25 protein-coding genes are annotated in these 25269 nt (G+C 56.4%); 5 read left to right on the top strand and 20 right to left on the bottom strand.

The window, feature by feature from the left end:
* Positions 1–77: 77 nt before the first annotated feature.
* The 9 genes from VN114_RS04205 to VN114_RS04165 form a co-directional block, all read right to left on the bottom strand.
* Entirely contained in the window at positions 78–374 is a 297-nt protein-coding gene (locus VN114_RS04205) for a DUF883 family protein (RefSeq protein ID WP_325512306.1), read from the bottom strand.
* A 73-nt stretch (positions 375–447) separates the two neighbouring features.
* Positions 448–903, bottom strand: a complete 456-nt coding sequence (locus VN114_RS04200; protein ID WP_325512304.1) for a PA2169 family four-helix-bundle protein — start codon at positions 901–903, stop codon at positions 448–450.
* A gap of 182 nt (positions 904–1085) precedes the next feature.
* Positions 1086–1469: a hypothetical protein gene (locus VN114_RS04195; protein ID WP_325512302.1), complete on the bottom strand. Its 384-nt coding sequence runs from the start codon at positions 1467–1469 to the stop codon at positions 1086–1088.
* Positions 1470–1543: 74 nt separating this feature from the next.
* The gene (locus VN114_RS04190) at positions 1544–3091 is read right to left on the bottom strand and encodes a 2-isopropylmalate synthase (RefSeq protein WP_325512300.1); all 1548 of its coding nucleotides are present in this window, start codon (positions 3089–3091) and stop codon (positions 1544–1546) included.
* Between the two features lie 47 nt (positions 3092–3138).
* A complete protein-coding gene (gene pssA, locus VN114_RS04185) occupies positions 3139–4020 on the bottom strand; it encodes a CDP-diacylglycerol--serine O-phosphatidyltransferase (RefSeq protein ID WP_325512298.1) in 882 nt (293 codons plus the stop codon).
* A gap of 185 nt (positions 4021–4205) precedes the next feature.
* Positions 4206–4949, bottom strand: coding sequence for an SIMPL domain-containing protein (locus VN114_RS04180; protein WP_414694190.1), 744 nt, complete (start codon positions 4947–4949; stop codon positions 4206–4208).
* A 273-nt stretch (positions 4950–5222) separates the two neighbouring features.
* Entirely contained in the window at positions 5223–6239 is a 1017-nt protein-coding gene (gene ilvC, locus VN114_RS04175) for a ketol-acid reductoisomerase (protein ID WP_325512296.1), read from the bottom strand.
* A 50-nt stretch (positions 6240–6289) separates the two neighbouring features.
* Positions 6290–6781, bottom strand: coding sequence for an acetolactate synthase small subunit (gene ilvN, locus VN114_RS04170; protein ID WP_325512294.1), 492 nt, complete (start codon positions 6779–6781; stop codon positions 6290–6292).
* Positions 6781–8535, bottom strand: coding sequence for an acetolactate synthase 3 catalytic subunit (locus VN114_RS04165; protein WP_325512292.1), 1755 nt, complete (start codon positions 8533–8535; stop codon positions 6781–6783). Before VN114_RS04165 ends, ilvN begins: the two co-directional genes overlap by 1 nt.
* A 500-nt stretch (positions 8536–9035) precedes the next feature.
* Between VN114_RS04165 and VN114_RS04160 the strand changes: the two genes are divergently transcribed.
* The 5 genes from VN114_RS04160 (at position 9036) to VN114_RS04140 (ending at position 11906) form a co-directional block, all read left to right on the top strand.
* Positions 9036–9605, top strand: a complete 570-nt coding sequence (locus VN114_RS04160; RefSeq protein ID WP_325512290.1) for an RNA polymerase sigma factor — start codon at positions 9036–9038, stop codon at positions 9603–9605.
* Complete coding sequence (locus VN114_RS04155) at positions 9602–10024, top strand: DUF3619 family protein (protein ID WP_325512288.1); 423 nt, start codon at positions 9602–9604, stop codon at positions 10022–10024. The genes VN114_RS04160 and VN114_RS04155 overlap by 4 nt, the downstream gene beginning before the upstream one ends.
* A gap of 1 nt (position 10025) precedes the next feature.
* Positions 10026–10706 (top strand): DUF3106 domain-containing protein, encoded by a 681-nt coding sequence (locus VN114_RS04150; protein ID WP_325512286.1) that lies wholly within the window; start codon positions 10026–10028, stop codon positions 10704–10706.
* A 14-nt stretch (positions 10707–10720) separates the two neighbouring features.
* On the top strand, positions 10721–11236 hold the full coding sequence (locus VN114_RS04145; protein ID WP_325512284.1) for an RDD family protein: 516 nt from the start codon (positions 10721–10723) through the stop codon (positions 11234–11236).
* Positions 11237–11309: 73 nt separating this feature from the next.
* Positions 11310–11906 (top strand): TIGR00730 family Rossman fold protein, encoded by a 597-nt coding sequence (locus VN114_RS04140; protein ID WP_325512282.1) that lies wholly within the window; start codon positions 11310–11312, stop codon positions 11904–11906.
* A gap of 14 nt (positions 11907–11920) precedes the next feature.
* On the opposite strand, the gene VN114_RS04135 is transcribed toward VN114_RS04140, so the two are convergent.
* The 11 genes from VN114_RS04135 to VN114_RS04085 form a co-directional block, all read right to left on the bottom strand.
* Positions 11921–13162, bottom strand: coding sequence for a cystathionine gamma-synthase family protein (locus tag VN114_RS04135; protein ID WP_325512280.1), 1242 nt, complete (start codon positions 13160–13162; stop codon positions 11921–11923).
* A 69-nt stretch (positions 13163–13231) separates the two neighbouring features.
* Positions 13232–14743, bottom strand: a complete 1512-nt coding sequence (purF, locus tag VN114_RS04130; protein WP_325512278.1) for an amidophosphoribosyltransferase — start codon at positions 14741–14743, stop codon at positions 13232–13234.
* Positions 14744–14794: 51 nt separating this feature from the next.
* Positions 14795–15283, bottom strand: coding sequence for a CvpA family protein (locus tag VN114_RS04125; protein WP_325512276.1), 489 nt, complete (start codon positions 15281–15283; stop codon positions 14795–14797).
* Between the two features lie 43 nt (positions 15284–15326).
* Complete coding sequence (locus VN114_RS04120; RefSeq protein WP_325512274.1) at positions 15327–16181, bottom strand: SPOR domain-containing protein; 855 nt, start codon at positions 16179–16181, stop codon at positions 15327–15329.
* Positions 16182–16201: 20 nt separating this feature from the next.
* Positions 16202–17491: a bifunctional tetrahydrofolate synthase/dihydrofolate synthase gene (gene folC, locus VN114_RS04115; protein ID WP_325512272.1), complete on the bottom strand. Its 1290-nt coding sequence runs from the start codon at positions 17489–17491 to the stop codon at positions 16202–16204.
* A gap of 96 nt (positions 17492–17587) precedes the next feature.
* Positions 17588–18460 (bottom strand): acetyl-CoA carboxylase, carboxyltransferase subunit beta, encoded by an 873-nt coding sequence (gene accD / locus VN114_RS04110; RefSeq protein ID WP_325512270.1) that lies wholly within the window; start codon positions 18458–18460, stop codon positions 17588–17590.
* A 116-nt stretch (positions 18461–18576) separates the two neighbouring features.
* The gene (gene trpA, locus VN114_RS04105) at positions 18577–19374 is read right to left on the bottom strand and encodes a tryptophan synthase subunit alpha (protein ID WP_325512269.1); all 798 of its coding nucleotides are present in this window, start codon (positions 19372–19374) and stop codon (positions 18577–18579) included.
* Between the two features lie 117 nt (positions 19375–19491).
* Complete coding sequence (trpB, locus tag VN114_RS04100) at positions 19492–20763, bottom strand: tryptophan synthase subunit beta (RefSeq protein WP_325512267.1); 1272 nt, start codon at positions 20761–20763, stop codon at positions 19492–19494.
* 16 nt (positions 20764–20779) lie between these two features.
* Complete coding sequence (locus tag VN114_RS04095; RefSeq protein ID WP_325512265.1) at positions 20780–21529, bottom strand: phosphoribosylanthranilate isomerase; 750 nt, start codon at positions 21527–21529, stop codon at positions 20780–20782.
* On the bottom strand, positions 21484–22299 hold the full coding sequence (gene truA, locus VN114_RS04090; protein ID WP_325512263.1) for a tRNA pseudouridine(38-40) synthase TruA: 816 nt from the start codon (positions 22297–22299) through the stop codon (positions 21484–21486). The genes VN114_RS04095 and truA overlap by 46 nt, the downstream gene beginning before the upstream one ends.
* 82 nt (positions 22300–22381) lie before the next feature.
* Positions 22382–25171: a FimV/HubP family polar landmark protein gene (locus tag VN114_RS04085; RefSeq protein ID WP_325512261.1), complete on the bottom strand. Its 2790-nt coding sequence runs from the start codon at positions 25169–25171 to the stop codon at positions 22382–22384.
* Positions 25172–25269: the final 98 nt, after the last annotated feature.

Below are 25269 nucleotides of genomic sequence, written 5' to 3'. Positions count from 1 at the left end.
CTTCGGGGGTATAAACAGAAAACCCCTGCGACACCGGCTTGCGCCGATCTCGCAGGGAGTCATTAATCGCGGCGACTCTATTTTCTGGAAAACAGCACGCCCAGCAACAAACCGACGCCGGCGGAAATCGTTACCGCACGCCACGGGTTTTCGCGCACATAATCGTCGGTCGTGATGGCGACCTCCTTGGTGCGGGCTGCGGCAACCGTCGGCACTTCCTTTGCTGCGGCAATCGCTGAATCAAGAAAGGCCATGCATTTCGCGCTCAGCTCGCTGCTTTTGGCGACTGCGTCGTCCTTCGCATTTTTCAACACGTCGCTGGCATCCTTGCCCAATTGTTTTACGTCCTGATTGACGGAATCGGTATCGGCCATGCTCTTTCCTCCAAAGTAAGCAGATCATTGACATCCGCATACCGGCGCGCCGGTATGCGGATTCCACGCGCTTTTAGTGATGCGCGGCGGCGCGGGCGCGATCGCGCAGGTTTTTCACCAGATCGTGATTCTGGATCACGCCCTGATATTGGCGCTCAACCACGGCGCGCACATCGGCGGGCAAGTCCTTCTCCAGCGCACGGCTGTAGCTTTTCTTAGCCACGTCCTCGCCACGCTCGCACTCGTTGAGGATGGCCTCGTCATCCTTGCCCATAATCGCGGACTTGATGTCCACCCAGCGGCGATGCAGCGTACCGCTCAGGCTGCTCTTTCTTTCCGGACTGCCGCCATGCGCGATGACCAGCGCCTGCAATTCCTTCGCGGCTGCCGCACAGCCTGCCGCACGCGTGAGAAAGGATTGCTTGAATTGGCTATCGCTGATGTCCTGAGCGCAGGTTTTGAAACCTTCCTCGCCATCCTTACAGGTTTCGATGAGGTCATTCAGAGTATCAATCAGTTCGTCGTTCATGAGAATTCCTTTCAGGATCGTAATCGGCTGGCTGTTGACTGCCGATTGTTTCTATTCCGCATGGCTCGGATAGAGCGCGCATCGTTCCAGCAAGGAAACGATGCGTTACATGCAGGGCGTGTCATTCACTATGCGGCAGCACCCTGTATGGCTCTGTTCGACAACACACATAAAGGAGGGATTTACCTCTGAATGAAAGTCTCGGTTCCGGCGAGCAGACAGTTCCAGCGCGCATCTTCCAGCACGACGTAACGCCAGGATTCATGCCATGCGGCATATCGCTGCCAGTCCGGCAGTGAAACTTCTTGTTGCCGCGGCGCACTAGCGGCGATGGCGGAAGGAAGCGTTGGGAAAAAGGCTGCAATGCCGAGCACTGCAAGCGCGAGGAGGAAGATGCCGAAAACCGGCAGAGAACAAACGCGATGCCACCGAAAACGGCGCTCATTCATTTTCACCTCCCGCTGTTGGATATCATCGCCGTGACGAAATGAGAACGCTCCGATTCTGTACCCAGCGACAACGCCGATCTGTACGGTTTCCAACTTATCAGCGGGCGGCTGTTGCATCGCATGACGCCTCGCACGACTGCAAAACAAAAGGCCTTGCGCATGGCAAGGCCTTTTGACAGAGCACGAATATCTTATAGCTGCGGATTCAGTTTTTCGGTTTTGGAATGCAGTTTGTTGAGTGCCGAAATATAGGCCTTGGCCGACGCCACCACGATATCGAGATCGGCACCGACGCCGTTGACGATACGCCCTGCCTTCGACAAGCGCATCGTGACTTCTCCCTGCGACTCGGTGCCGGTCGTGATCGCATTGACGGAAAACAGCAGCAACTCTGCGCCGCTGTCGACCTTCGACTCGATCGCGTTGACGATCGCATCGACAGGGCCGTTCCCCTCCGCGCTGCAAGTCTGCTCGCGGCCATCGACGGAGAACACCACTTCCGCCTTCGGCCTGGCATCCGTCGACGATTGCTGCGACAGCGAAATGAATTGGTAGTGCTCATGCTCATGCGCGTGCTGCTCGTCCGATACCAGCGCCATGATGTCTTCATCGAAGATGTCCGCCTTGCGGTCGGCAAGTTCCTTGAAGCGCACGAAGGCGGCATCCATCTCGGCAGCCGATTCGAGCGCGATACCGAGTTCTTCCAGGCGCTGCTTGAACGCGTTGCGGCCCGACAGCTTGCCGAGCACGATCTTGTTGGCAGTCCAGCCGACATCTTCGGCGCGCATGATTTCATAGGTGTCGCGCGCCTTCAGCACGCCGTCCTGATGAATACCGGATGCGTGCGCGAACGCATTGGCGCCGACCACCGACTTGTTCGGCTGCACCGCAAAGCCGGTAATCTGCGACACCAGTTTGGAGGTCGGCACGATTTGCGTCGTATCGACGCCGACTTCGAGATTGAAGTGATCGCGGCGTGTGCGCACCGCCATCACGATTTCTTCCAGCGCGGTATTGCCCGCGCGTTCGCCCAGACCGTTGATCGTGCATTCGACCTGGCGCGCGCCGCCTATCATCACGCCGGCCAGCGAATTGGCGACCGCCATGCCGAGGTCGTTATGGCAATGCACAGACCATACCGCCTTGTCCGCGTTCGGAATACGTTCGCGCAGCGTCTTCAGCATGTTGCCGTACAGACCCGGCACGCCGTAGCCGACAGTGTCGGCGAAGTTGATCGTGGTGGCGCCTTCGTCGATCACGCTTTCGATTACGCGGCACAGGAAATCGATGTCGGAGCGGCTGCCGTCTTCCGGGCTGAATTCGACGTCATCCGTAAACTTGCGCGCGAAGCGCACGGCCAGTTTGGCCTGCTCCAGCACCTGCTCCGGCGTCATGCGCAGCTTCTTCTGCATGTGCAGCGGCGAAGTGGCGATGAAGGTGTGGATGCGCTTGCGTGCAGCAGGCGCCAGCGCATCGGCGGCGCGCTGAATATCCATGTCGTTGGCGCGCGACAGCGAGCAGACGGTGGCATCCTTGACGATGCCGGAAATCGCCTGGATCGCTTCGAAATCGCCCTGCGAAGCGGCCGCAAAACCGGCTTCGATCACGTCGACCTTCAGGCGCTCCAGCTGCCGCGCGATGCGGATCTTTTCATCCTTGGTCATCGAGGCGCCGGGCGACTGCTCGCCATCGCGCAGCGTGGTATCGAAAATGATGAGACGGTTGGAATCGGCTGCCATGTTGCGCTCCTGAGCAATCGCTCGATGTTCTTGATCTGAAGACGACCTCAATGATCGTCGTGGTCCATTTCAGTCTGCACGATGCTGACCGGCTTGCCCTTCGCCAGCCGCCAAAAATAGACGGCGTAGCCCGACAGTCCGTACAGGACGAACAGGCCGAACAGCACTTTCGGCGGATCGCCTGCGATCGCGACGAAAGCCAGCACGATCAGGAAGATCGCAATGAAGGGCACCGACTTGCGGTAATTGATGTCCTTGAAGCTGTAGAACGGCACGTTGGTCACCATCGTCAGTCCCGCGTACAGCGTGATCGCCCAGCCGGCCCAGCTCAGGTTGCGTCCCGGGTAGCCGAGATCCTGCATCAGCCAGATAAAGCCGGCAACCAGCGCGGCTGCCGCCGGGCTCGGCAAACCCTGGAAGTAACGCTTGTCGACCACGCCGATATTGGTATTGAAGCGCGCCAGCCGCAAGGCGCCGCCGGCGCAGTAGAAGAAGGCGGCCAGCCAGCACAGCTTGCCCAGATCCTGCAATGCCCACACGTACATCACCAGCGCCGGTGCGGCGCCGAAGGACACCATGTCGGCCAGGCTGTCGTACTGCGCGCCGAATTCGCTTTGCGTGTGCGTCAGGCGCGCCACGCGTCCGTCGATGGAATCCAGCAGCATCGCCGCGAAAATCGCGACCGCCGCGTAGTCGAACTTCTGCCCCATCGCCATCACGATCGCATAAAAACCGCAGAACAATCCGGCCGTCGTAAAAGCGTTCGGCAGCAGATAGATGCCGCGCCGGCGCAATGCGCGCGACTCAATGTCGTGCTCGTGATCTTCGTGGTCGTCGTACAAGGCTTGCTTGCCGCGCGCAAGCCTTCCCAGCGGACGCGCCTTGGACCATGTGGAATTCTTCGCTTTGCGGCGATTGAAGCTTGGCATTCTGTTCCCGCTTTTATATCGGTTTTAATGGAGAAACGGCAAGCATCTAGTGTATCAGACAGGCAATTCTACCGAAGACCCGCAGACGCGCCGAAACGGCTTTGCGGCCAATAAAAAAACAGCGCAGCCTTGCGGTCTTGCGCTGTTTCGCGTCGCGCCATGGCGGCGCATCGGCCAGCCTGCTGCTAGCGGAAACGGACCTTGCCGACCACGCGCATGTCGAGCGTCGTTTCGCCGGGCTCGAAACTCGGCTCCTCGACCGGCGCGGCGTCAGCCACCGCGGCGCGCATCGTCTTCGCCGCAAACGCCTGCGGCGCATAGTTGCCCGAGCCTTCGAAATCGACCGTGTCGAGCACCGCATCGGCCGGGTTGCGGCCCATTGCCTTGGCGATCGATGCAATACGTTCAGTCAGGTTCTTATACGTGGCATCGATGCGCTGCGCATCCAGTTGTTTTGCCGTTGCCTCGCTCAGGCCGAAACGCAAGCCGTTCAGCGCCAGCACGCGCTGCGCGGCAGCGACTGTCTTCGGCAGGCTTTGCAGATTGCCGGTCTTCATCTCCAGATATTGACCGACACGCCAGCCGCTCGGCTGACGCAGCTTGCCGTTGCTGCGCGGCTGCGGCTGTTCATCCGGATACACCGCGTAGGTGTAATAACCATGTGTGCTCAGAACCGCCTGCGGATCGGCGCGCTTCAGGATTTCCATGCCCTGCTTCATCTTCTGGTTCACGCGCGACGCGGCCGCCGCCTTGTCCTTGTCCTGTTCTTCGATCATGAAGGTCAGGTTCGCTTCGTCATTCGCGTGCTTCACCTCGCCGGTGGCCGGCACGATCACCAGCGTGCCGCTGGTTTGCACCGCCTGCGCGGCGGCGAAACTTGCGGCCAGCATCAAGCCCAGACAGGCGAGCATATGTTTGGTTTTCAGCATGGAGATGCTCCTCGATGGCGCAAGGCCGTAATCATGATGGTGAACGGATGTTCGATGATAACGGCCCTTGCCAATTCTTTCATCGCATCGCGCGCAAAGATTGTTACCAAATGAAAAAGGGCTGCGCTGAAATGCAGGCTTTGCGGCATACAGACAATGATCCCTTTGCTTTGGCGAGGACAATAAAAAAGCCACGCTAATGCGTGGCTTTTCGTCCGAGCGCGGTGTGCGCTTGCAAGCGAATACCGCGTGATGCCTTACCTCGATAACAGCTTAGTTCTTCGATTGATCGACCAATTTGTTTTTCGCGATCCAAGGCATCATTGCGCGCAGTTTTGCGCCGACTTCTTCAATCGGATGTTCGGCGGTCAAACGACGACGGGAAATCAGCGTAGGTGCGCCAGCCTTGTTTTCAAGGATGAAGCTCTTCGCATATTCGCCGGTCTGAATGTCTTTCAGGCACTGACGCATGGCGTTTTTGGTGTCTTCGGTCACGACGCGCGGGCCGGTGACGTATTCGCCGTATTCTGCGTTGTTCGAGATCGAGTAGTTCATGTTGGCGATGCCGCCTTCATAGATCAGATCGACGATCAGTTTCAGTTCGTGCAGACATTCGAAGTACGCCATTTCCGGAGCGTAACCAGCTTCGGTCAACGTTTCGAAACCGGCCTTGATCAGTTCAACTGCGCCACCGCACAGAACGGCTTGTTCGCCGAACAGATCGGTTTCGGTTTCTTCACGGAAGTTGGTTTCGATGATGCCGGCACGGCCGCCGCCGTTTGCCATCGCGTACGACAACGCGATGTCGCGCGCGACACCGGATTTGTCCTGGTACACAGCGACCAGATGAGGAACGCCGCCACCTTGTGCGTACGTACCGCGCACGGTGTGGCCCGGCGCCTTAGGCGCGATCATGATGACGTCCAGATCGGCACGTGGCACGACTTGCCCGTAGTGCACGTTGAAGCCGTGAGCAAATGCCAGAACCGCGCCTTGCTTGGCGTGCGGCGCAACGTTTTCGTTGTAGACCTGAGCGATGTTTTCATCAGGCAGCAAAATCATGATGACGTCAGCTGCTTTGACTGCGTCGTTGACTTCAGCGACGTTCAAACCGGCTTTCGCGACTTTATCCCACGATGCGCCGCCTTTACGCAGACCGACCGTGACTTTGACGCCGGAGTCGTTCAGGTTTTGCGCGTGTGCGTGACCTTGCGAACCGTAACCGATGATGGCAACGTTTTTACCCTTGATCAGCGACAGATCACAATCTTTATCGTAAAAAACTTTCATGATGTTCCTAATGAGGTGGTGTTGAGTTTGAATTACTGAGCTTTGAATACTTAAACTTTGAGGATACGTTCACCACGGCCGATGCCGGAGCCGCCGGTACGAACGGTCTCCAGAATGGCCGTACGATCGATCGAATCGATGAACGCATCCAGCTTGGTTTTGTTACCGGTCAATTCGATGGTGTAGGTCTTGTCGGTGACGTCGATGATGCGACCACGGAAAATATCGGTGGTGCGTTTCATCTCTTCACGTTCCTTGCCCACCGCACGGATCTTGATGAGCATCAATTCGCGTTCGATGAACGGACCTTCGGTCAGATCGACCACCTTCACGACTTCGATCAGACGATTCAGATGTTTGGTGATCTGTTCGATCACGTCATCCGAACCGCTGGTGACAATCGTCATGCGCGACAACGTTGCATCTTCCGTCGGTGCCACGGTCAGCGTTTCGATATTGTACGCGCGTGCCGAGAACAGGCCGACAACCCGCGACAATGCACCTGCTTCGTTTTCGAGCAATACAGAAATAATGTGACGCATTACAGATCCTCCGAACCAAGCAGCATTTCAGTCAGGCCTTTGCCCGTCTTGACCATCGGCCAGACGTTTTCGGTTTGATCGGTAATGATGTTCATGAATACCAGACGATCCTTCATGTCGAATGCTTCTTTCATCGCGCCGTCCAGATCGCCCGGCTTGTCGATCGTCATGCCGACGTGACCGTACGATTCGACCAGCTTGTCGAAGTCAGGCAGCGAATCCATGTACGACTCCGAATAGCGCGAACCGTATTCCAGCTGTTGCCACTGACGAACCATGCCGAGGAAGCGATTGTTCAACAGGATGATCTTCGGCGTCATGTGGTACTGCTTGCAGGTCGCGAGCTCTTGAATACACATCTGGATCGACGCTTCGCCGGTGATACAGGCAACAGTCGCATCCGGGTTCGCCATCTGCACGCCCATCGCGTACGGCAAGCCGACGCCCATGGTGCCCAGACCACCGGAATTGATCCAGCGACGTGGCTTGTCGAACGGATAATATTGCGCCGCCCACATTTGATGCTGACCGACGTCGGACGTGATGAAGGCGTCGCCCTTGGTGATTTCCCAGACTTTTTGCACGACCGATTGCGGCTTGATGACTTCAGTCGATGGCGTGTACTTCAGGCATTCGCGCTTGCGCCATTCATTGATCTGTTTCCACCAGTCGGACAGATGCGCTGCGTTCGGCTTGGTTTCTGCAGCGTCGAGTTGTGCCAGCAATTCCTGCAGCACTTCCTTGACGTTGCCGACGATTGGAATGTCGACCTTGACGCGTTTCGAAATCGACGATGGATCGATGTCGATGTGAATGATCTTGCGCGGCGTGGCGGAGAAATGTTTCGGATTGCCGATCACGCGGTCGTCGAAACGCGCGCCGATGGCGATCATGACGTCCGAATGCTGCATCGCCATGTTGGCTTCGTATGTGCCATGCATGCCCGGCATGCCGACGAACTTGTCGCTGGTTGCCTTGTAGGCGCCGAGGCCCATCAGCGTGTTCGTGCATGGGTAGCCGAGCTTGTCGACCAGACGATTCAATTCTTCCGATGCGTTCGCCAGAATGACGCCGCCGCCGGTGTAGATCATCGGACGTTCCGCTTGCAGCAGCAACTGCACTGCCTTGCGAATCTGGCCCGAATGACCTTTGTCGACCGGTTTGTACGAACGCATTTCGACTTCCTTCGGATACTCGAAGGTCGTCTTGTGCATCGTGATGTCTTTAGGGATGTCGATCAGGACCGGGCCTGGACGGCCGGTGGTCGCGATGAAGAATGCCTTCTTCATGGTCGCGGCGAGATCCTTGACATCCTTGACGAGAAAATTGTGTTTGACGCATGGACGCGTGATACCGACGGTATCGCATTCCTGGAAGGCATCCAGACCGATCGCGTGCGAAGGCACCTGACCGGAAATGATGATCATCGGAATCGAGTCCATGTAGGCAGTTGCCAAGCCGGTGATCGCGTTCGTCACGCCCGGACCGGAAGTCACGAGGCAAACGCCAACCTTGTTGGAACTGCGGGAATAAGCGTCGGCAGCATGGACGGCAGCCTGTTCGTGGCGTACCAGAATGTGCTTGAACTTGCTGTGGCTGAAAATCGCGTCGTAGATGTAGAGCACCGCGCCGCCCGGATAACCGAACACATGTTCGACACCTTCTTCGGCCAGGCAACGTACGACGATTTCTGCGCCGGTGATTTCTTCACCGATTGAATTGCTAACTGCGGTACTCGTTGCGTCTGAGGTCATGCTAAAAGTCCTTTCAAGGTCCATTGGAAATTGATCGGATGCTCTCTCCTATTGAAACCGCATGCTGCCTCAGTTCTGGGACGTCCCTTTTTTGTGCGGTCACGTCGATTCGTCACACATCTGTGAATGTGCTTCAAACCAGCGCTAAACGCGACTCGTTCGGTCGGAGATGCTGGGGCGGATTTGCGGGATTCTCGCGCTTGTGGCACGGGTTAGAGCAAACAGCTTTCAAGTGAAGCGCGTCATTTACGGTGCTGCGGGATGGGCAACGCGCAAAGACAAAGACCCTTTGAATTACAAAGGGAACGATACGTTACTGCGTTGCACCATTCCGGTCAAGTCGAAATTCTTGCAAAACTGTTTGAAATCAAGGATTTTCTGCAAAAAGCGCGCGCAAATGAGGCTTTTTTGCTAGCATGCAGCAGTTTTGAAAATGTGATCGCAGATTCAACGCGATCATTGTGCAACATCCCTGGCAGCGCCTCAAAACGCTGCATCCAATGGCAACAGACAAAGAACTCTCCAATTTCCTCGAAGACGTCGAACGCCGCGCATTCAAGCAGGCGGTCTATGCGGTACGCAAGGAAGAATCGGCGCTGGATATCGTTCAGGATGCCATGATCAAGCTCGCCGAAAAATACGGCGACAAGCCGGCGGCGGAATTGCCGATGCTATTCCAGCGGATATTGCAGAACACGATACGCGACTATTTCAGGCGTGAAAAAGTGCGCAGCTCCTGGATCAGCCTGTTTTCCAGCTTTATCGGGAAGCAGGACGAACAGGAAAATTTCGATGCTATGGATGTCATCGAGGCCGAACCCGGCAGCTATGGCGCCGAGTCGGGCCAAAGCAAACTGGAACGTCAGCAGGTGCTTGGCATTATCGAACAGGAAATACAAAACCTTCCGTCCCGTCAACGCGAAGCGTTCCTGATGCGTTATTGGCAGGACCTGAATGTGTCGGAAACGGCTGCCGTCATGGGATGTTCCGAGGGAAGCGTAAAGACACATTGTTCTCGAGCTACACACGCCTTGGCCACCGCCTTGAGAGCCAAAGGAATTTATCTATGAAAACGAAAGATCTGAATCTCGCTTATAAATTGCGGCATGCGCTGGATGAAAGCGCCACCAATTTACCGAAAAATACCAGTGAACGTCTTTCATCTGCGCGCAATATTGCCCTATCACGCAAGAAGCCGGAATCCGAACAGGTTGTTGTCGCACCGCGTTTTGTCGCCGTGGGTGATCGCAACACAATGCATTCGCCCTTCGCGTCCGACACGGTATTTTCGTGGCTGGGCCGGATGGGCGTTGCCCTTCCGCTGGCTGCGCTTGTTTTTGGCTTGATGGGTCTGTATCAATATGAAAAGCATCAGCAAATTATTGAAGCAGCAACAATCGATGCTGAAGTGTTAACGGATGACCTGCCACTGTCCGCCTATCTTGACCACGGCTTCGATGCTTTCCTTGCCAATTCCGATGAGGAATAGCATGAAGGCGCTTGCCACATCGTTCCGGATTCGCCATTTCGAAGGCGTTACCGCACTTCTGCTGGCCTTTGGGCTGGCCGGAGCTGCGCAGGCTGCGGTTCCTGCGCCCGCAGCTGCATCGGTTCATGGTCCCGAATCTGCCCAAACTCCTGCGCCGGTCGTTCAACATGCGCCCGTGATCAAGTCCGCGGCACCAAGGCCAGCTGTGAAATCGACTGACTGGAACCGCCTCACGCCGTCGCAGCGCGCTGCGCTTGCACCACTGGCCGGCGACTGGAATTCGCTCGACAGCTTCCGCAAGAAAAAGTGGCTGGAACTGGCAGACCGTTATGCGACGATGTCCCCCGCCGATCAGGAGCGGATGCAGAAACGGATGCAGGAATGGGTTCGCCTGTCACCTGAACAACGTCGCATTGCACGCGAAAACTACACGCGCTTCAAGAAGCTCCATCCGAACCATGAATCCCGGCAGTGGGAGCAGTATCAGCAACTGCCCGAAGAAAAGAAAAAAGAACTGGCAGCCAGCGCACAGCCGAAGAAATCAATCGTCAACCCGCCTCGGCGCGTCACCAAACCTGCAGAACACAAACCTGTGACTCAGGCGCCGGCATCTGTTGCCACGCCGACGCCTGTTCCACAACCACCAGCAGCCCCTGTACAATCGTCGCCTTCCACGCCCTGAACCGGTAGCGACGAATGCAAGCAGTCAGTCCAGAGATTTCTTCCAGCAAGCCCACGACGCCCACCATCAAACGCCGCCTGACCACCATGCTGTATGAGGGCGTGTTGTTGTTCGGCGTGGTCGCCATTGCTGCCCTGCTGTTCGGAATGATTTTCCAGCAGCGCAGCGCAATCTATCTGCGTCATGAATTGCAATACTGGTTGTTCTTCGTGATCGGGGCATACTTTGTCTGGTTCTGGACGCACAGCGGGCAAACCCTGCCGATGAAAACATGGCGCATGCGTCTGGTGACGGTCGATGGCTACAGCGTCCCGTTCAAGCGCGCCGTTGCACGCTATTTCCTTGCCTGGCTCTGGTTCGTTCCGGGCTTTGCAATTGCATGGGCGCTTGATGCTCACGCATGGATGTCCGTCGCCATCGTCGCGGCGAATGTCGCCGCCTGGGCCTTGTCGGCACGCCTGCATCCAAGCAGACAGTTTCTGCATGATCGCATGGTTGGCACCAAGGTCATCCAGTTACCGAAAACGTAATCGACCTCTTGGCGATCACGCGGAACTCTTTGTCGATTCTCCTCGTTCCTGTTAATTCATCTCCCCGCTCAACATGAAATCCATTTGCGTTTATTGCGGCTCCTCCTTCGGCAATCAACCTGTCTACGCAGAAGCTGCGCGTGCAATGGCAAGCGAAATGGTCGAAAACAATATCGAACTGGTCTATGGTGGCGGCAAGGTCGGCTTGATGGGCGTTATCGCCGATGAAATCCTGAAGCTGGGTGGAAAAGCGACGGGCGTGATTCCGCAAGCCTTGATGGACAAGGAAGTCGGTCATACCGGACTGACACATTTGCATATCGTGCAGAACATGCACGAACGCAAGGCATTGATGGCGGAACTGGCAGAAGGATTTGTTGCCATGCCCGGCGGCATCGGCACACTGGAAGAACTATTCGAAATACTGACCTGGTCGCAACTTGGCTTTCACCAGAAACCGATCGGTGTATTGAATGTGGATGGTTTCTATGACGGCCTGATCGCCTTCCTGCAAGCGCAGGTCAGACATGGATTCGTCAAGCCGGAACAGGCGGAACTGATGTTGCACGCAACGACTGCGCCGGCCTTGCTGCAACGTCTGCAGAATTTCGTGCCGAAACAAAGCACCAAGCTGCGCGACGCACTCGACGCGCAGCAACTTTTCAAATAAACGATCCGGATCGGTCAGGCGTCCAGCGCCTGCCGGAAATCCTCCACCAGATCGACGGTATCCTCGATACCGACCGACACGCGAATCAGCGATTCCGCAATGCCCATGCTGGCACGACGCTCCGGCCCCATCTCGTAGAAAATCGTGTGCGATACAGGAATCACCAGCGTGCGCGTATCGCCCAGATTGCTGGCTGAAACGCCGAGTTTCAGGCGATTCAGATAATCGAAGCAATCAATGCCGTCCTTCAATTCAAAACTGAACAGGCTGCCGTAAGCACGGAACAGTTCGCTGGAAATCCGGTGCTGCGGATGCGACTTCAATCCCGGGTAATATACTGCGGCAACACGTTCGTCAGCCTCCAGCATCTGCGTGATGGCCAATGCATTCGCACATTCGCGCTCCATCCGCAGCGCCATTGTCTCGGAACCGACAGCAAGGTGATGTGCAGCTTCAGGCCCAAGCGACGCGCCAAAGTCTCGCAGTGCCTTTGCACGAATCTGTGTCATGCCCCATTGCTGCGCTGACGGGTTGCGTTTGTAGGTCTCCAGAATATTGGGAAAGCGCACCCAGTCGTAAAGTCCTGTATCCGTCAATGCCCCGCCCAGCGCGTTCCCATGGCCGCCGATCGATTTGGTCAACGAATTGATCACGAGACCGGCGCCCACCGTCTTCGGGCGGAACAGATACGGCGAGGTCATCGTGTTATCAACGATGTAGAGAATGCCGCGTTCCGCGCACAGCTTGCCGATGCGCGCCAGATCGGCCACCTGGGTGCGCGGATTGGCGATGGTTTCGACGAATACAAGCCGAGTTGCCGGCGTCAGTGCTGCCTCGACATTGGCGACATCGGTCGCATCGACCATCGACACATCGATACCCTGGGTAGCCACCGTCTGCCACAGGCTGTTCGTATTGCCGAACAGGAAGGATGACGACACCACATGATCGCCTTTGCGCAGCAAAGCCTGCGTTACTGCACCGATGGCAGCCATGCCGGTTGCAAAACAGATTGTCGACAGGCCTTCTTCCATGCGGTTGATCTTGTCCTCCAGCGCCGCAACGGTCGGATTCCCCTGACGACCGTAACGATAGCCTGGCTGCCGCCCCTGAAAGACGGTCGCGAGTTCACGTGCATCGTCATAACCGAACGTCACCGACGTATGAATCGGCTTGTGCAGTGAACCGTGCTCGATGGCCTTGCGACGGTCGCTGTGCAGAATGGTGGTAGTGAAACCGTATTTTTTATCGTTCATGATCATCAAGAAAAAATGCCTGATTGCACGCGCGCGCAATCAGGCATGGAATGCGACAGCGTCATGATTTCAATCGGCGTGAGCGAGATTCAGATTCAGTTGCGAACGAATGGCTTCTTCCGCCTTCATATTGTGACGCGCGAATTCGATGCGGTCCAGATAATCGCGCGAGATGTCACCAGTGACATAGATACCGTCGAAGCACGATGCTTCCAGACTCTTCAACGCAGGATTGACATCTGAAATCGAACGTTTCAGTGCTTCGATATCCTGATAGATCAATGCATCTGCCGTGATCTCGCGGCACACTTCTTCATCGGTACGGCCGTAGGCGATCAACTCGGCGCGTGTCGGCATGTCGATACCGTAAACGTTCGGGTATTTGACCGGCGGTGCGGCAGATGCGAACACCACTTTCTTCGCGCCGGCATCGCGCGCCATCTGCACGATCTCACGACTGGTCGTGCCGCGTACGATCGAATCGTCAACCAGCAGCACGTTCTTGCCCTTGAACTCGGACCCGATCGCATTGAGCTTCTGACGCACCGATTTCCTGCGCGTTCCCTGCCCCGGCATGATGAAGGTGCGGCCGATGTAACGGTTCTTGATGAAACCTTCGCGATATTCGATGTTGAGCTTGTGTGCCAATTCCATTGCGGCAGGACGCGACGAATCAGGAATAGGCATGACGACGTCGATATCGCCAAGCGAAACTTCACGCTTGACCTTCTCTGCCAGATACTCGCCCATCTTCAGGCGCGTTGCGTACACCGAAGCGCCGTCGATGATCGAATCAGGGCGTGCAAAGTAGACGTATTCGAACGCACATGGATTCAGCGAAGGATTTTCTGCACATTGCTGGTTGTAAAGCTTGCCGTCGATGTCGATGAAAATCGCTTCGCCCGGCAGCACGTCACGCAGGAAACGGAAACCCAATCCCTCCAGTGCAACCGATTCGCTGGCGATCAGATATTCGGTGCCGGCATCGGTTTCGTTGAAGCCGATGCACAGCGGGCGAATGCCATACGGATCGCGGAACGCCAGCAACCCGTAACCGGCGATCTGCGCCGTCACTGCGTACGAGCCGCGTACACGCTTGTGCAATACCGAAACCGCCTTGAACAGCGCAGCCGGATCGAGCGAATAGCCGGTCGTTGCCTGCTGGATTTCATGCGCCAGCACATTCAGCAATACTTCGGAGTCGGAAGTCGTATTGATGTGACGACGATCGTTCTTGAACATCTCGATCTTCAACTGTTCCCAGTTCGTCAGGTTGCCGTTGTGCGCCATGATGATGCCGAACGGCGCGTTGACGTAGAACGGCTGAGCCTCGTCTTCACTGGACGAACCTGCAGTCGGATAGCGCACCTGGCCGACACCGGAATTACCGGGCAGCGAGCGCATGTTGCGTGTACGGAAAACATCGCGCACCAAGCCGTTGGCCTTGTGCATGCTGAATGCATTGCCATTGTCGGTTGCAATACCGGCAGCATCTTGGCCGCGGTGCTGCAGCAGCAGCAGCGCGTCATAGATCAATTGGTTGACGGGGGAATGAGAGACAACGCCGATAACGCCACACATGGTGGACTCCTCAACTAAACAACAAAATCAAAAATGCAGACAGAACCTGCGCTAAAACCTGATGCGATGCGACAGGTCACCTGGCAACAACGGCAAAGCAGTCAATGCGGCAGACTCCGCGAGCGGACTCAATAATGCGCCTTTCCAGAATGGCTGCTGCGGAATCTCCGTCATCCCGCACAGCAGCACCGCAGCCAGCACAATCACCATGCCGCGCGCAAAACCGAACAGCCCGCCTAATCCCCGATCGGCCAATGTGAGACCAGCCGCCTTGATTACCGCATCCAGTGCCATCGTCAGCAAGCCCATCAGGATGCGAACACCGATGAACAAGGCCAGAAAGGCAACGATCAATCGTGCCGTATTGCCGGGAATGGCGTTCGGCAGCCATTGCGCCAGTGTTTCGCCATAGGCATTGGCAACCACGAAGGCGACAATCCAGCCCAGCAACGACAGAATTTCCTTTACCAGTCCGCGTAACGTGCTGATGACAACCGAGCAGACCAGCACAAACAGAACCAGATAATCGAATATCGTCACAATCGATCTGCTTGTCGGCCTGGGCTATCCACTATCCTGACGCCTAAGCCGGAATCAGCTTGCCTGTCAGGCCCAGCTTGGTCAGCTTGGTGCGTGCCTTCTCGGCTTCCGCCTCGTTGGCAAACGGCCCCACACGCACGCGAATACGATCGCCGGACGCCGTCGCCACTTTCTGCGTGTACGACTTCAGCCCTGCGCCCTGCAATTTCTTCTGCAATTCATTCACTTTATCCTGCGATGCCAAAGCTGCAACCTGGATTGCAACCTTGCCCGAAGTTTTCGGCGCAGCGGTGGTCGGTTTTCCTTCCAGGATTGCGCGTGCACGTGTTGCTTCGGCAGATTTATCCGATTTGTCGACAGCTGGCGGCTGCACTGCAGGCTTGCTATGTGATGTCGACGCGTCAGGTTTTGTCGCGGCATGCGGGTTCTGTTCGGCGACAGGCGTGTGTTCCGGTTTCGGTGTTTCTGCTTTCGGCGCTTCGACTTTCGGGTCGATCGTCGGGGTCTGCGCTTTCGCTGGTTCGATTACTTCCTCCTCGGGAGGAGCAACCGGCAGACTGGCTTCCGTATTGGATGCACTATCCGGTTTCGCAGCGACTGGAGAGGGCGTATCGCGCGAAGGGATTTGAATATTGATGTCGTCTGCAAGCGGCTTGGGCTCGGAATCAAGGATCATCGGCAGGACGATGACGACTGCGAGCACCAGTGCGATTGCGCCAACCAGGCGGCGGCGTGCACGTTTCTTTTCAGGCAACACAGGATCGACCGGTTCATCGCGTTTGTTCTGTCTGCGTTTGCCGCGACCAGTCGGTATGTCTTCGTCGGCCTGCGAATAAAAATCGCTTTTGCCGGCTGATGATTCCTGCTGATTTTTACGAAAAAACGAGAACAAGCCCATACGATCCAGTGTTCAATTCGTTAGTGAAGCACGGTATGACGGAATTCCATCACGCCAGCGACGGTCAGGAACGATCCGAAAACCGCAATTCTATCATTCTCCCCCGCTCGGCTCAGAGCATTTGCAAAAGCGTCTGCAGGCGAAACGAAGGTTTCGATGGTGTGTTCGGTATCCGGTTCGCTATATGCCTGTCGCAGCTTTTCTGCAATATCACCGGCAGACGCCGCGCGCGGCAACGGCAGATCCGTTACGCACCAGTGATCGACGCGGTCTTTCAGATGCGCGATGATGCCGTCGATATCCTTGTCCTGCATCGCACCGAACACGGCATAGGTATAAGAATGAAAACCCATGTTGTCGAGATTCTGTGCAAGCGTCGCCGCCGCATGCGGATTGTGTGCGACATCCAGAATCACCGGCGGACGCCCTGGCAACACCTGAAAACGCCCTGCCAGTTCGACCAGTGCCAGGCCGGTACGCACTTCCTGCGCACCGACCGGCAAACGCATGCGCAACGCCTCCAGCGCAGCCAGTACCGACGATGCATTCAATAACTGATTGGCGCCGCGCAGCCCCGGATAAGCCAGTGCATTGCGACGATGACCGCGTCCGCTGAAGTTCCACTGCTGCCGATCGCCTGAATAATTGAAATCGCGGTTGAACAGCCACAAGTCGGCACCGATCTTTTCCGCATGGTCCACCAGCGATACCGGCGGCACCGGATCGCCGCAAATCGCGGTTTTGCCGTTACGGAAAATTCCGGCCTTTTCATAACCGATCTTTTCGCGCGTATCGCCAAGATACTCGGTGTGATCGATATCGACACTGGTGACGATGGCGACATCGGCATCGAGCACATTGACGGCATCCAGACGTCCACCCAGTCCGACTTCAAAAATCACTGCGTCCAGTCCGGCATCGGCAAACAGTTGCATCGCCGCCAGCGTCGTGAATTCGAAATACGACAGCGAAACTTCTGCGCGCGCCTGTTCGATCTTGTTGAAGGCGTCAATCAGTTCGGCATCCGTCGCCGACTGGCCATTGACGCGCATGCGTTCGTTGAACACCAGCAGATGCGGCGACGTGTACAGGCCGACACGATAGCCGGCACGCAACAGGATCGATTCCAGCATCGCGCAGGTGGAACCCTTGCCATTGGTGCCGCCGACGATGATCACGGGGCAGGCAAACTCCAGCCCCATCGCCTGCTTCACCTGCTGCACCCGCTCCAGCCCCATGTCGATGGCCTTGGGATGCATGGCTTCCAGTCCGGCAAGCCAGTCGTTCAACGTTGTCGGAAGAGTATTCATGCGCAATCAAACATCATGGGCATCATGTGATGCCGTTCGGTCAAATAAAAAGCCCGAACCTTGTGACGGTTCGGGCTTGTCCGGATTGCAACGCGATCAGGCGAGGACTTCTGCCGCCTGATTCTGCAGCAATGCCAGAATGCGCGCGATTTCCTCACGCATCTTGCGACGGTCGACGATCATGTCGATAGCGCCTTTCTGCAACAGGAATTCGGCGCGCTGGAAACCTTCCGGCAGTTTTTCGCGCACGGTGTTCTCGATCACGCGCGGACCGGCAAAACCAATCAGCGCCTTCGGTTCCGCGATCACGACGTCGCCCATGAAAGCGAACGAAGCGGACACGCCACCCATCGTCGGATCCGTTAGTACGGAAATGAACGGCAGTTTCTTTTCTGCCAGCTTGGTCAGCATCGACGTGGTTTTCGCCATCTGCATCAACGACAGCAAGCCTTCCTGCATACGCGCGCCACCGGTCGCGGTAATGCAGATGAACGGCACCTTCTGTTCCAGCGCAACTTGTGCACCGCGGGCAAAGCGCTCGCCGACGACAGAACCCATCGAGCCGCCCATGAACTCGAATTCGAAGCAGGAAACAACGACCGGCAGACTCATGATCGAGCCGCCCATCACGACAAGCGCATCGGTTTCACCGGTTGCTTCCAGTGCCGATTTCAGGCGATCCGGATATTTCTTGCTGTCCTTGAATTTGAGCGTATCGACCGGCAGGACTTCCTGGCCGATATCGTAACGGCCGCCGGCATCCAGCAGCGCATCCAGGCGATCGCGTGCACGGATACGCATGTGATGCGAGCATTTGGGGCAAACGTGGATATTCGACTCCAGATCAGTGCGATACAGCACCGATTCGCAGGACGGGCATTTGACCCACAGGCCTTCCGGCACCGATTTGCGTTGTGCGGTATCGGAACGTTGGATACGCGGGGGAAGCAGTTTTTCTAGCCAGCTCATCGCAGACCTTTCAAAATTTCAGGTTGCCGAATTGTACCGTTTGCACGGTCGTTCGGCACATATTGCATGTTTGTACAGAGACGCGGCATTTTACTCGCGTGCCGCGACAATTTCATCTATTCGTCCAGCGCCGTGCGAATGCCTGCAACGAAGGTCCTGACGGCTTCCACGGCCTTCTCGCGCGGCGTATTTTCCAGTTCCTGGATGATCCGGCTGCCGATCACGACCGCGTCGGAGACGGCCGCAACTGCCTTCGCCGTTGCCGCGTCGCGAATGCCGAAACCGACGCCGATTGGCAATTTGACATGCTTTCGTATCGCGGCGATGCGTTGCGACACTTCTTGCGTATCGATATTGGCAGCACCCGTTACACCTTTGAGCGAAACGTAATAGCTGAAGCCGCTGCCGAATTTTGCCACCTGTTGAATGCGTTCTTCGGTAGAAGTCGGCGCCAGCAGGAAGATCGAATCCATACCGTTGGCTTTCAATGTGGCGGCGAATTCCTCACATTCCTCCGGCGGATAATCGACGACGATGGTGCCGTCGACCCCTGCCTCTTTTGCCGCCAGCACGAATGCCGTTTGTCCCATCCGCTCGATCGGATTGGCATAACCCATCAGCACGATCGGCGTGCTGTTGTCGGTCTTGCGAAATTCGCGCACAAAACCCAGCACATCCTGCATGCCGATATTGAATTTCAACGCCCGTTCGCAAGCACGCTGGATGACCGGACCTTCGGCCATCGGGTCCGAAAACGGCACCCCGAGTTCGAGAATGTCGGCACCGCCTTCGACCAGTGCATGCATCAACGGCACCGTCAATTCAGGCGCAGGGTCACCGGCCGTGATGAAGGGGACAAGACCTTTTCTTTTGCTTGCCGTCAGTGCGGCAAACGTGGATTGAATTCTGGACATGAGTGTTTCTGTAAATTATTTGCGGATGCTGCGAATGGTTCGTCGTGCGTCAACTCGTGCATCAACAGCGATGGGAATAAAAGAAAAGCGTTCCGCTTGTGCGAAACGCTTTCTGTATCAATCGAATTTCAATCCCATTCGCTGAGCGACGGTATGCATATCCTTGTCGCCACGACCGGACAGATTGGCGAGGACAATCTTGTCTTTCGGCAGCGTGGCCGCCAGCTTGGCTGCATAGCTGATTGCATGACTGGATTCCAGCGCAGGAATGATGCCTTCGATATGGCAGCAATCGTGGAACGCCTGCAGCGCTTCTTCATCGGTGACCGACACATATTGCGCACGCGCCGAATCCTTCAGCCATGCATGTTCGGGACCGACGCCAGGATAATCCAGACCTGCGGAAATCGAATGCGTCTCAATGATCTGGCCGTTCGCATCCTGCAACAGATAGGTACGATTGCCGTGCAATACACCCGGTGAGCCCGCCGTCAGCGAAGCGGAATGTTTTCCTGTTTCCAGTCCCTCACCTGCTGCTTCAACACCGACCAGTTGCACACCCTTGTGTTCGATGTACGGATAGAAAATACCCATCGCATTGGAACCGCCACCGATACATGCGACGACGTAATCCGGCTGGCGACTCGTCATTTCCGGCATCTGCTGAATGCATTCCGTTCCAATCACAGACTGGAAGTCGCGCACCATCATCGGATACGGATGCGGCCCCGCCACGGTACCGATGATGTAAAAAGTATTTTCGACGTTGGTCACCCAGTCGCGCATCGCTTCGTTCAACGCATCCTTCAGCGTTTTCGAACCTGATTCCACCGGCACCACCGTCGCGCCCAGCAGCTTCATGCGATACACGTTCTGCGCCTGACGCTTGACGTCTTCGCTACCCATGTAGACCACGCATTCAAGACCGAAACGTGCGCAGATCGTTGCCGTTGCCACGCCATGCTGACCGGCACCGGTTTCCGCGATGATGCGTTTCTTGCCCATGCGACGTGCCAGCAAAGCCTGGCCGATCACGTTGTTGATCTTGTGCGCACCGGTGTGATTCAGGTCTTCACGCTTGAAGTAGATCTGCGCGCCGCCCATTTGTTCGGACCAGCGTTTTGCGTGATAGATCGGGCTTGGACGACCGACGAAATGCTTGAGGTCGTAATGAAATTCCTCAAGGAACGACGGGTCCTTGCTGTAATGCGCATACGCTTCCTTCAGTTCAGCCAGCGCGTGGCTCAATGTCTCGGAAACGAAACTGCCGCCGTATTGACCAAAATGGCCTTTGGCATCCGGCAGATTGTATGGCGCAGCCTGGTGCAACGCTGCCTCGCTCAGTGCCTGCCGCTCGGCAAACGTGCCGAGTGCGTCTAATTCTTTCATGATGTTCTCTTTGTTTTCAGTCCGGCCGCACAGCGTCGGCTGCACGTACCGCGGCGATAAAGGCGCGAATCTTCGCGCTATCCTTGATTCCCTTTGCCTGTTCGACGCCGCTACTGACGTCGACTGCATGGGGACGAATGCGCTGCACGGCGTCAGTCGCGTTTTGTGCGTTCAAGCCACCACTCAAAACGAGCCGAGGCGCGAGATTTTCTGGAATGAGAGACCAATCGAAGACCTTTCCGCTGCCGCCATAACTATCGACAAACGTGTCCAGCAACAAGCCGGAAAACAAGGCGCTGGCGGCGCGATATTCAGACTCGCATTCTAGCAAATCGGTGGCGGCGGTTTCAGGTTTTACGCGAACGGCGCGAACGAAGGGCCGATTCACTGCGGCAGCAATCGAGGCACATTGCGCCGGCGTTTCATCACCATGGAATTGCAGTAACGCAACCGGGGCCAATGCCAGCACCGTCTGCACTTCTTCCAGCGAAGCATTGACGAACAGCCCAACGGTTGTGACAAATGGGGGCACCACGGCCACCAGCTTTGCCGCTGCTGCAGGCTGAACATAACGGGGACTGGCCGGATAAAACACGAAACCGATTGCGTCCGCACCGGCCGCAATGGCGCCCTGCACGTCTTGTTCGCGTGTCAGACCGCAAATCTTGATACGTGTACGGTTTGTCATGACTGATGTTCTTCGTGAAACTTCATAGACTGTTACAACCACAGGAAATTCCGCGGCGCAGCCTGGGGCAATGTCCATTTGGGATCGTAATCGATTTTGGCAAGATACAAACCGTCCGGCATGAAGGTCGGTGCAGCGATCTTGCGATCACGTCCTTCCAGCAATTCTTTCATCCAGCCCGGCGGACGTGCCCCGCTACCGACGAAGACGAATGAACCGATAAGGTTGCGCACCATGTGATACAGAAAGGCGTTCGCATGCAGCGTGAACATGAAAATTTCACCACGTTGTTCAATATGGATTGAATGCATGATCTTCACCGGCGATTTGGCCTGGCATTGCACTGAACGGAACGTCGAAAAATCATGTTCCCCCACCAGATGCACAGCCGCTTCACGCATGCGATCGATATCCAGCGGCCGAAATACCCAGCCAGCTTTTCCCTCCAGCAACGGCGAACGCACCGGATTGTTATACAGGACGTACTGATACGTTCGCGCATGAGCGCTGAAACGCGCGTGAAAATCCTGTTCCTGATGCAACGCGGAACGTACCTCAGTCGCCCAGCGCACGGCAATCGAGGCAGGCAAAAAGGCATTCACACCGCGCACCCACGACGTCATGTCGCGCTCCAGCGGAATGTCAAAATGCACAACCTGCTCCAGCGCGTGCACGCCGGTATCGGTCCGGCCCGCGCATATTGTCGACACCTGCTGTCCCGTAAATTTATGCAACGCGACCTCCAGTTGATCCTGGACGGTCTGACCATGAGGTTGCGTTTGCCAGCCCTGCCACGGCGCACCATCGTATTGCACGCCGAGCACGATGCGTTTTGAATCGTCGTTCATGACGGAAGTGTAGAGAACCGAAGCCAAAAAGAAAACGGGCGCAAGCATCGCATTGCGCCCGTCGATCAACTGCTTAATTATCTCAGGAAAGCTTGTCCAGCAATTCGCTTGCTCTCGCAATCTGTTCGCTGTTGCCGCCCTTGACAACTTCTTCCAGCAACTCGCGCGCACCTTCCTTGTCGCCGATTTCCTGATAGGCAATCGCGAGGTCAAGTTTGGTCGCCATCTCTGCATTGCTGGAAAAACTGTCGTCATCCAGACCCTCCAGCGCCGGCAGTGCATCGGACGGCGTACCGGCAGACGCATTGCCATTGTCCGGCTCCAGTTCCAGCGCGATATCAGACAGGTCGAATTCCTGCGGCTTGATCGTCGGTGCTTCTGCCGCGGACGATGCGTCGCTCGACGGGAATTCGAGATCGAATGCTTCCGGCGCCAGAACTTCCGGTGAAGCAGCAGACGCCGGTGCCTTAAATTCATTTTTTTCCGACGGCGCTGCAGACTTGTCGTCGAGGAAACCGAAATCGATAGCGGCAACATCGGCCGGCAACTCGGCTTTTGATGCCTCCTGTGGTTTTGCCGGTTCGCCGACATCAAAACCTTCCAGATCGAAATCGAGATCTTCCACCAGAGGCTTCTGATCTTTCGGTTGTTCCGGCGCTGCCGAGGCTTCCGGCTTGCGCATCGGTTCCTGACTCAGCGCTTCTTCCGTCAACATCGTCGTGTTGTTGAAATACGGCGATGTTTCGAGCGTCGTGTTCGGATGCGGTTGCGTGGTCGCCAGCAAATCGTCCAGTCCGCCTTCGTCCAGCGGCTGCGTCGATGCCGTCAGCGACGATGCCTTGGCCGCAACATCATCCGGCAAGGTTCCGGAGGCATACAGCGGATTGCTTGGATCGAGAATCAGGCCCATGGCGGCTGCCTGCGCCCATTCCTCTCCTTCGCCCTTCGTCATGCTGTACAGCTCGGTCGCAAGAATTTCGAACGAGCGCACGTCATTGCGGCTGGAATAGATTTCCAGCAGTTTTACGCGCACCGCATGACGATCTGGCTGATTACGCAGCGCTTCCTTCAGGATCTCTTCCGCTTGCGCATCGCGACCGTAAGCAACGTATACATCGGCTTCCGCAATCGGATCGACTTCGTTGGTATCCAGTTGGCTCGCCGACGGCACGAAATTCGAATTGAACACGCTGTTGTTGGTGTCGACGCTCTGACCACCGGTCGATCCGAACAAGGAATTCGATTTCAGGCTCGAGTCGGTGATGATGCTGTCTTCAAACGACTTCGGCTGCTGTTTGCGACGACGCGAACTGTAGATTCCCAGGCCTGCCAGCAATGCCAGCAACACGGCAGCACCTGGCAGGAACATCGGATTTCCGGTCAGGTCTTCAAAAAAGCTCGGTTGATGTACCGGTGCCGGTGGTGGAACCACACGTTTCGGCTTGACCGGTGCCGGAGCAGGTTTGACTTCTTCCGCAGGTGCGGCAGTCGGGGCCGTCGCTTCTGCCGGTTGTTCTGTTGCGGCAGGTGCAGGGGCCGCGTTTTCGGTTACCGGCTTCTCGGCGGATGGTGCTGGAGCAGCAGTTTCCGCAGGCGCCGCTGCTACCGCTGCAGGAGCAGTTTCTACCTGCTTCTGCTGAGCCGCCAGATCCTTGTTCTTGATTTCCAGGATCTTTTGCAGGTCACTGACGTTCTTTTCCAGTTCCTTCACACGCGCATTGGCTTCAGCCAGCGCCTTGTCGCGCGCAATCAATTCTTCTTCGCTGGCACCGGACGCACCTGCGGTATTCGATGCCGTGCCGGATTTGGACAACTTCAGCTTGTCCTGAGCGTTGCTGCCTGATCCCGCTTCTTCCTGAATCCGGGTAGTGATTTTTCCGCCAGCGGTTTGTTTGCTTTCTTCGGAAGGCTTGGCATCCGCTGTGGCTACCTGTGCAGCCAGTTTGTTGCGATAACTGTTGAAATCTGCGGCTTGGGCGACGACTACGCCGCGTGCTTCCGAATTGCTGATCGCATCTGCCGAGGTCGCTTCAGGGATCGATAGAATCTGACCCGCGCGCAGGCGGTTCATGTTCTTGTTGATGAAGGCATCCGGATTGGCGCGGTACAACGCCACCAGCATCTGATCGAGAGAAACGCCGCCGGAGCGATATTGATTCGCGATCTTTGCCAGCGAATCGCCTTTCTTGACTTCGTATTCCTTGTCCGTCGATTCTGCTTCGGCAGATAACGGTGCCTGTGCTGCAGGTTTTACCGCTGCGCGCGGTTGTGGTGCCGGTTCGCTGCGCACGGTTTCACGTGCCGGCTCTGCAGCCGGTGTCGGCATTGGTGCAGGAGCCGCAGGTTCCGAAGATGCTGCGATCGGACGGCTGGTTTGACTGGTTGATGTGGTCGGCGAAGCCTGGCCGATAACGACTGGTGTTACCTGCGAAGCTGCACGCGACGAGCGCATTTCCGGCGGGTCCAGCAGGAACGTGTATTCACGGACCAGTTTGCCCTTGCCGCCCCCCAGTTCCAGCAGCATGTCGACAAACGGTTCGTTGATCGGTTGTGTCGATGTAACGCGCACAACCGGATTGCCATTGCGTTGATCAACAGCAAATCGCAACGAGAAGAGAACAGGACTCAAATCAATATTGGCCTGACGGAATGCGTCGGCTGATGCCAATCTCGGCACCAGCGAACCAATTTCATCTTTTGCAACCGATGTGAGTTCGATTTCTGCCTTCAGCGGCTGTCCGAGCGAAGACAGCACCGTCAGTTTCCCCAGACCAGCGGCATAAGCGTTCGAAAGAACAACAGCCGACAGAACGGCCGCGCTCAGCGCTTTTAATTGAAACGAGGAAACCTTGGAACGAGGAGTTGACCGCATTTTTGATGGCATGGAGAAATTCCGTTGGCGTACGTTGGAAGGCTGCAAGCAACGCTTATTTATCGTTTTTCTAGGGACTTTCACCTTAGCATCATGGA

The organism is Oxalicibacterium sp. (genome assembly GCF_035565035.1).
Lineage (GTDB): Bacteria > Pseudomonadota > Gammaproteobacteria > Burkholderiales > Burkholderiaceae_D > Oxalicibacterium.
The sequence above is the reverse complement of the archived record's forward strand: the minus strand, read 5'-3'. Positions and strand labels throughout refer to the sequence as shown.

Excerpts from the sequence above, each read along its gene's own strand:
- VN114_RS04120 (WP_325512274.1), bottom strand. The coding sequence starts at position 16,181 with ATGGGCTTGTTCTCGTTTTTTCGTAAAAATCAGCAGGAATCATCAGCC.
- VN114_RS04200 (WP_325512304.1), bottom strand. The coding sequence starts at position 903 with ATGAACGACGAACTGATTGATACTCTGAATGACCTCATCGAAACCTGT.
- ilvC (WP_325512296.1), bottom strand. The coding sequence starts at position 6,239 with ATGAAAGTTTTTTACGATAAAGATTGTGATCTGTCGCTGATCAAGGGT.
- VN114_RS04150 (WP_325512286.1), top strand. The coding sequence starts at position 10,026 with ATGAAGGCGCTTGCCACATCGTTCCGGATTCGCCATTTCGAAGGCGTT.
- purF (WP_325512278.1), bottom strand. The coding sequence starts at position 14,743 with ATGTGTGGCGTTATCGGCGTTGTCTCTCATTCCCCCGTCAACCAATTG.
- VN114_RS04180 (WP_414694190.1), bottom strand. The coding sequence starts at position 4,949 with ATGCTGAAAACCAAACATATGCTCGCCTGTCTGGGCTTGATGCTGGCC.
- VN114_RS04085 (WP_325512261.1), bottom strand. The coding sequence starts at position 25,171 with ATGCGGTCAACTCCTCGTTCCAAGGTTTCCTCGTTTCAATTAAAAGCG.
- VN114_RS04145 (WP_325512284.1), top strand. The coding sequence starts at position 10,721 with ATGCAAGCAGTCAGTCCAGAGATTTCTTCCAGCAAGCCCACGACGCCC.
- VN114_RS04135 (WP_325512280.1), bottom strand. The coding sequence starts at position 13,162 with ATGAACGATAAAAAATACGGTTTCACTACCACCATTCTGCACAGCGAC.
- VN114_RS04190 (WP_325512300.1), bottom strand. The coding sequence starts at position 3,091 with ATGGCAGCCGATTCCAACCGTCTCATCATTTTCGATACCACGCTGCGC.
- VN114_RS04195 (WP_325512302.1), bottom strand. The coding sequence starts at position 1,469 with ATGCAACAGCCGCCCGCTGATAAGTTGGAAACCGTACAGATCGGCGTT.
- VN114_RS04155 (WP_325512288.1), top strand. The coding sequence starts at position 9,602 with ATGAAAACGAAAGATCTGAATCTCGCTTATAAATTGCGGCATGCGCTG.
- truA (WP_325512263.1), bottom strand. The coding sequence starts at position 22,299 with ATGAACGACGATTCAAAACGCATCGTGCTCGGCGTGCAATACGATGGT.
- trpA (WP_325512269.1), bottom strand. The coding sequence starts at position 19,374 with ATGTCCAGAATTCAATCCACGTTTGCCGCACTGACGGCAAGCAAAAGA.
- VN114_RS04160 (WP_325512290.1), top strand. The coding sequence starts at position 9,036 with ATGGCAACAGACAAAGAACTCTCCAATTTCCTCGAAGACGTCGAACGC.
- ilvN (WP_325512294.1), bottom strand. The coding sequence starts at position 6,781 with ATGCGTCACATTATTTCTGTATTGCTCGAAAACGAAGCAGGTGCATTG.
- VN114_RS04165 (WP_325512292.1), bottom strand. The coding sequence starts at position 8,535 with ATGACCTCAGACGCAACGAGTACCGCAGTTAGCAATTCAATCGGTGAA.
- trpB (WP_325512267.1), bottom strand. The coding sequence starts at position 20,763 with ATGAAAGAATTAGACGCACTCGGCACGTTTGCCGAGCGGCAGGCACTG.
- folC (WP_325512272.1), bottom strand. The coding sequence starts at position 17,491 with ATGAATACTCTTCCGACAACGTTGAACGACTGGCTTGCCGGACTGGAA.
- VN114_RS04140 (WP_325512282.1), top strand. The coding sequence starts at position 11,310 with ATGAAATCCATTTGCGTTTATTGCGGCTCCTCCTTCGGCAATCAACCT.
- pssA (WP_325512298.1), bottom strand. The coding sequence starts at position 4,020 with ATGCCAAGCTTCAATCGCCGCAAAGCGAAGAATTCCACATGGTCCAAG.
- VN114_RS04205 (WP_325512306.1), bottom strand. The coding sequence starts at position 374 with ATGGCCGATACCGATTCCGTCAATCAGGACGTAAAACAATTGGGCAAG.
- VN114_RS04095 (WP_325512265.1), bottom strand. The coding sequence starts at position 21,529 with ATGGACATTGCCCCAGGCTGCGCCGCGGAATTTCCTGTGGTTGTAACA.
- accD (WP_325512270.1), bottom strand. The coding sequence starts at position 18,460 with ATGAGCTGGCTAGAAAAACTGCTTCCCCCGCGTATCCAACGTTCCGAT.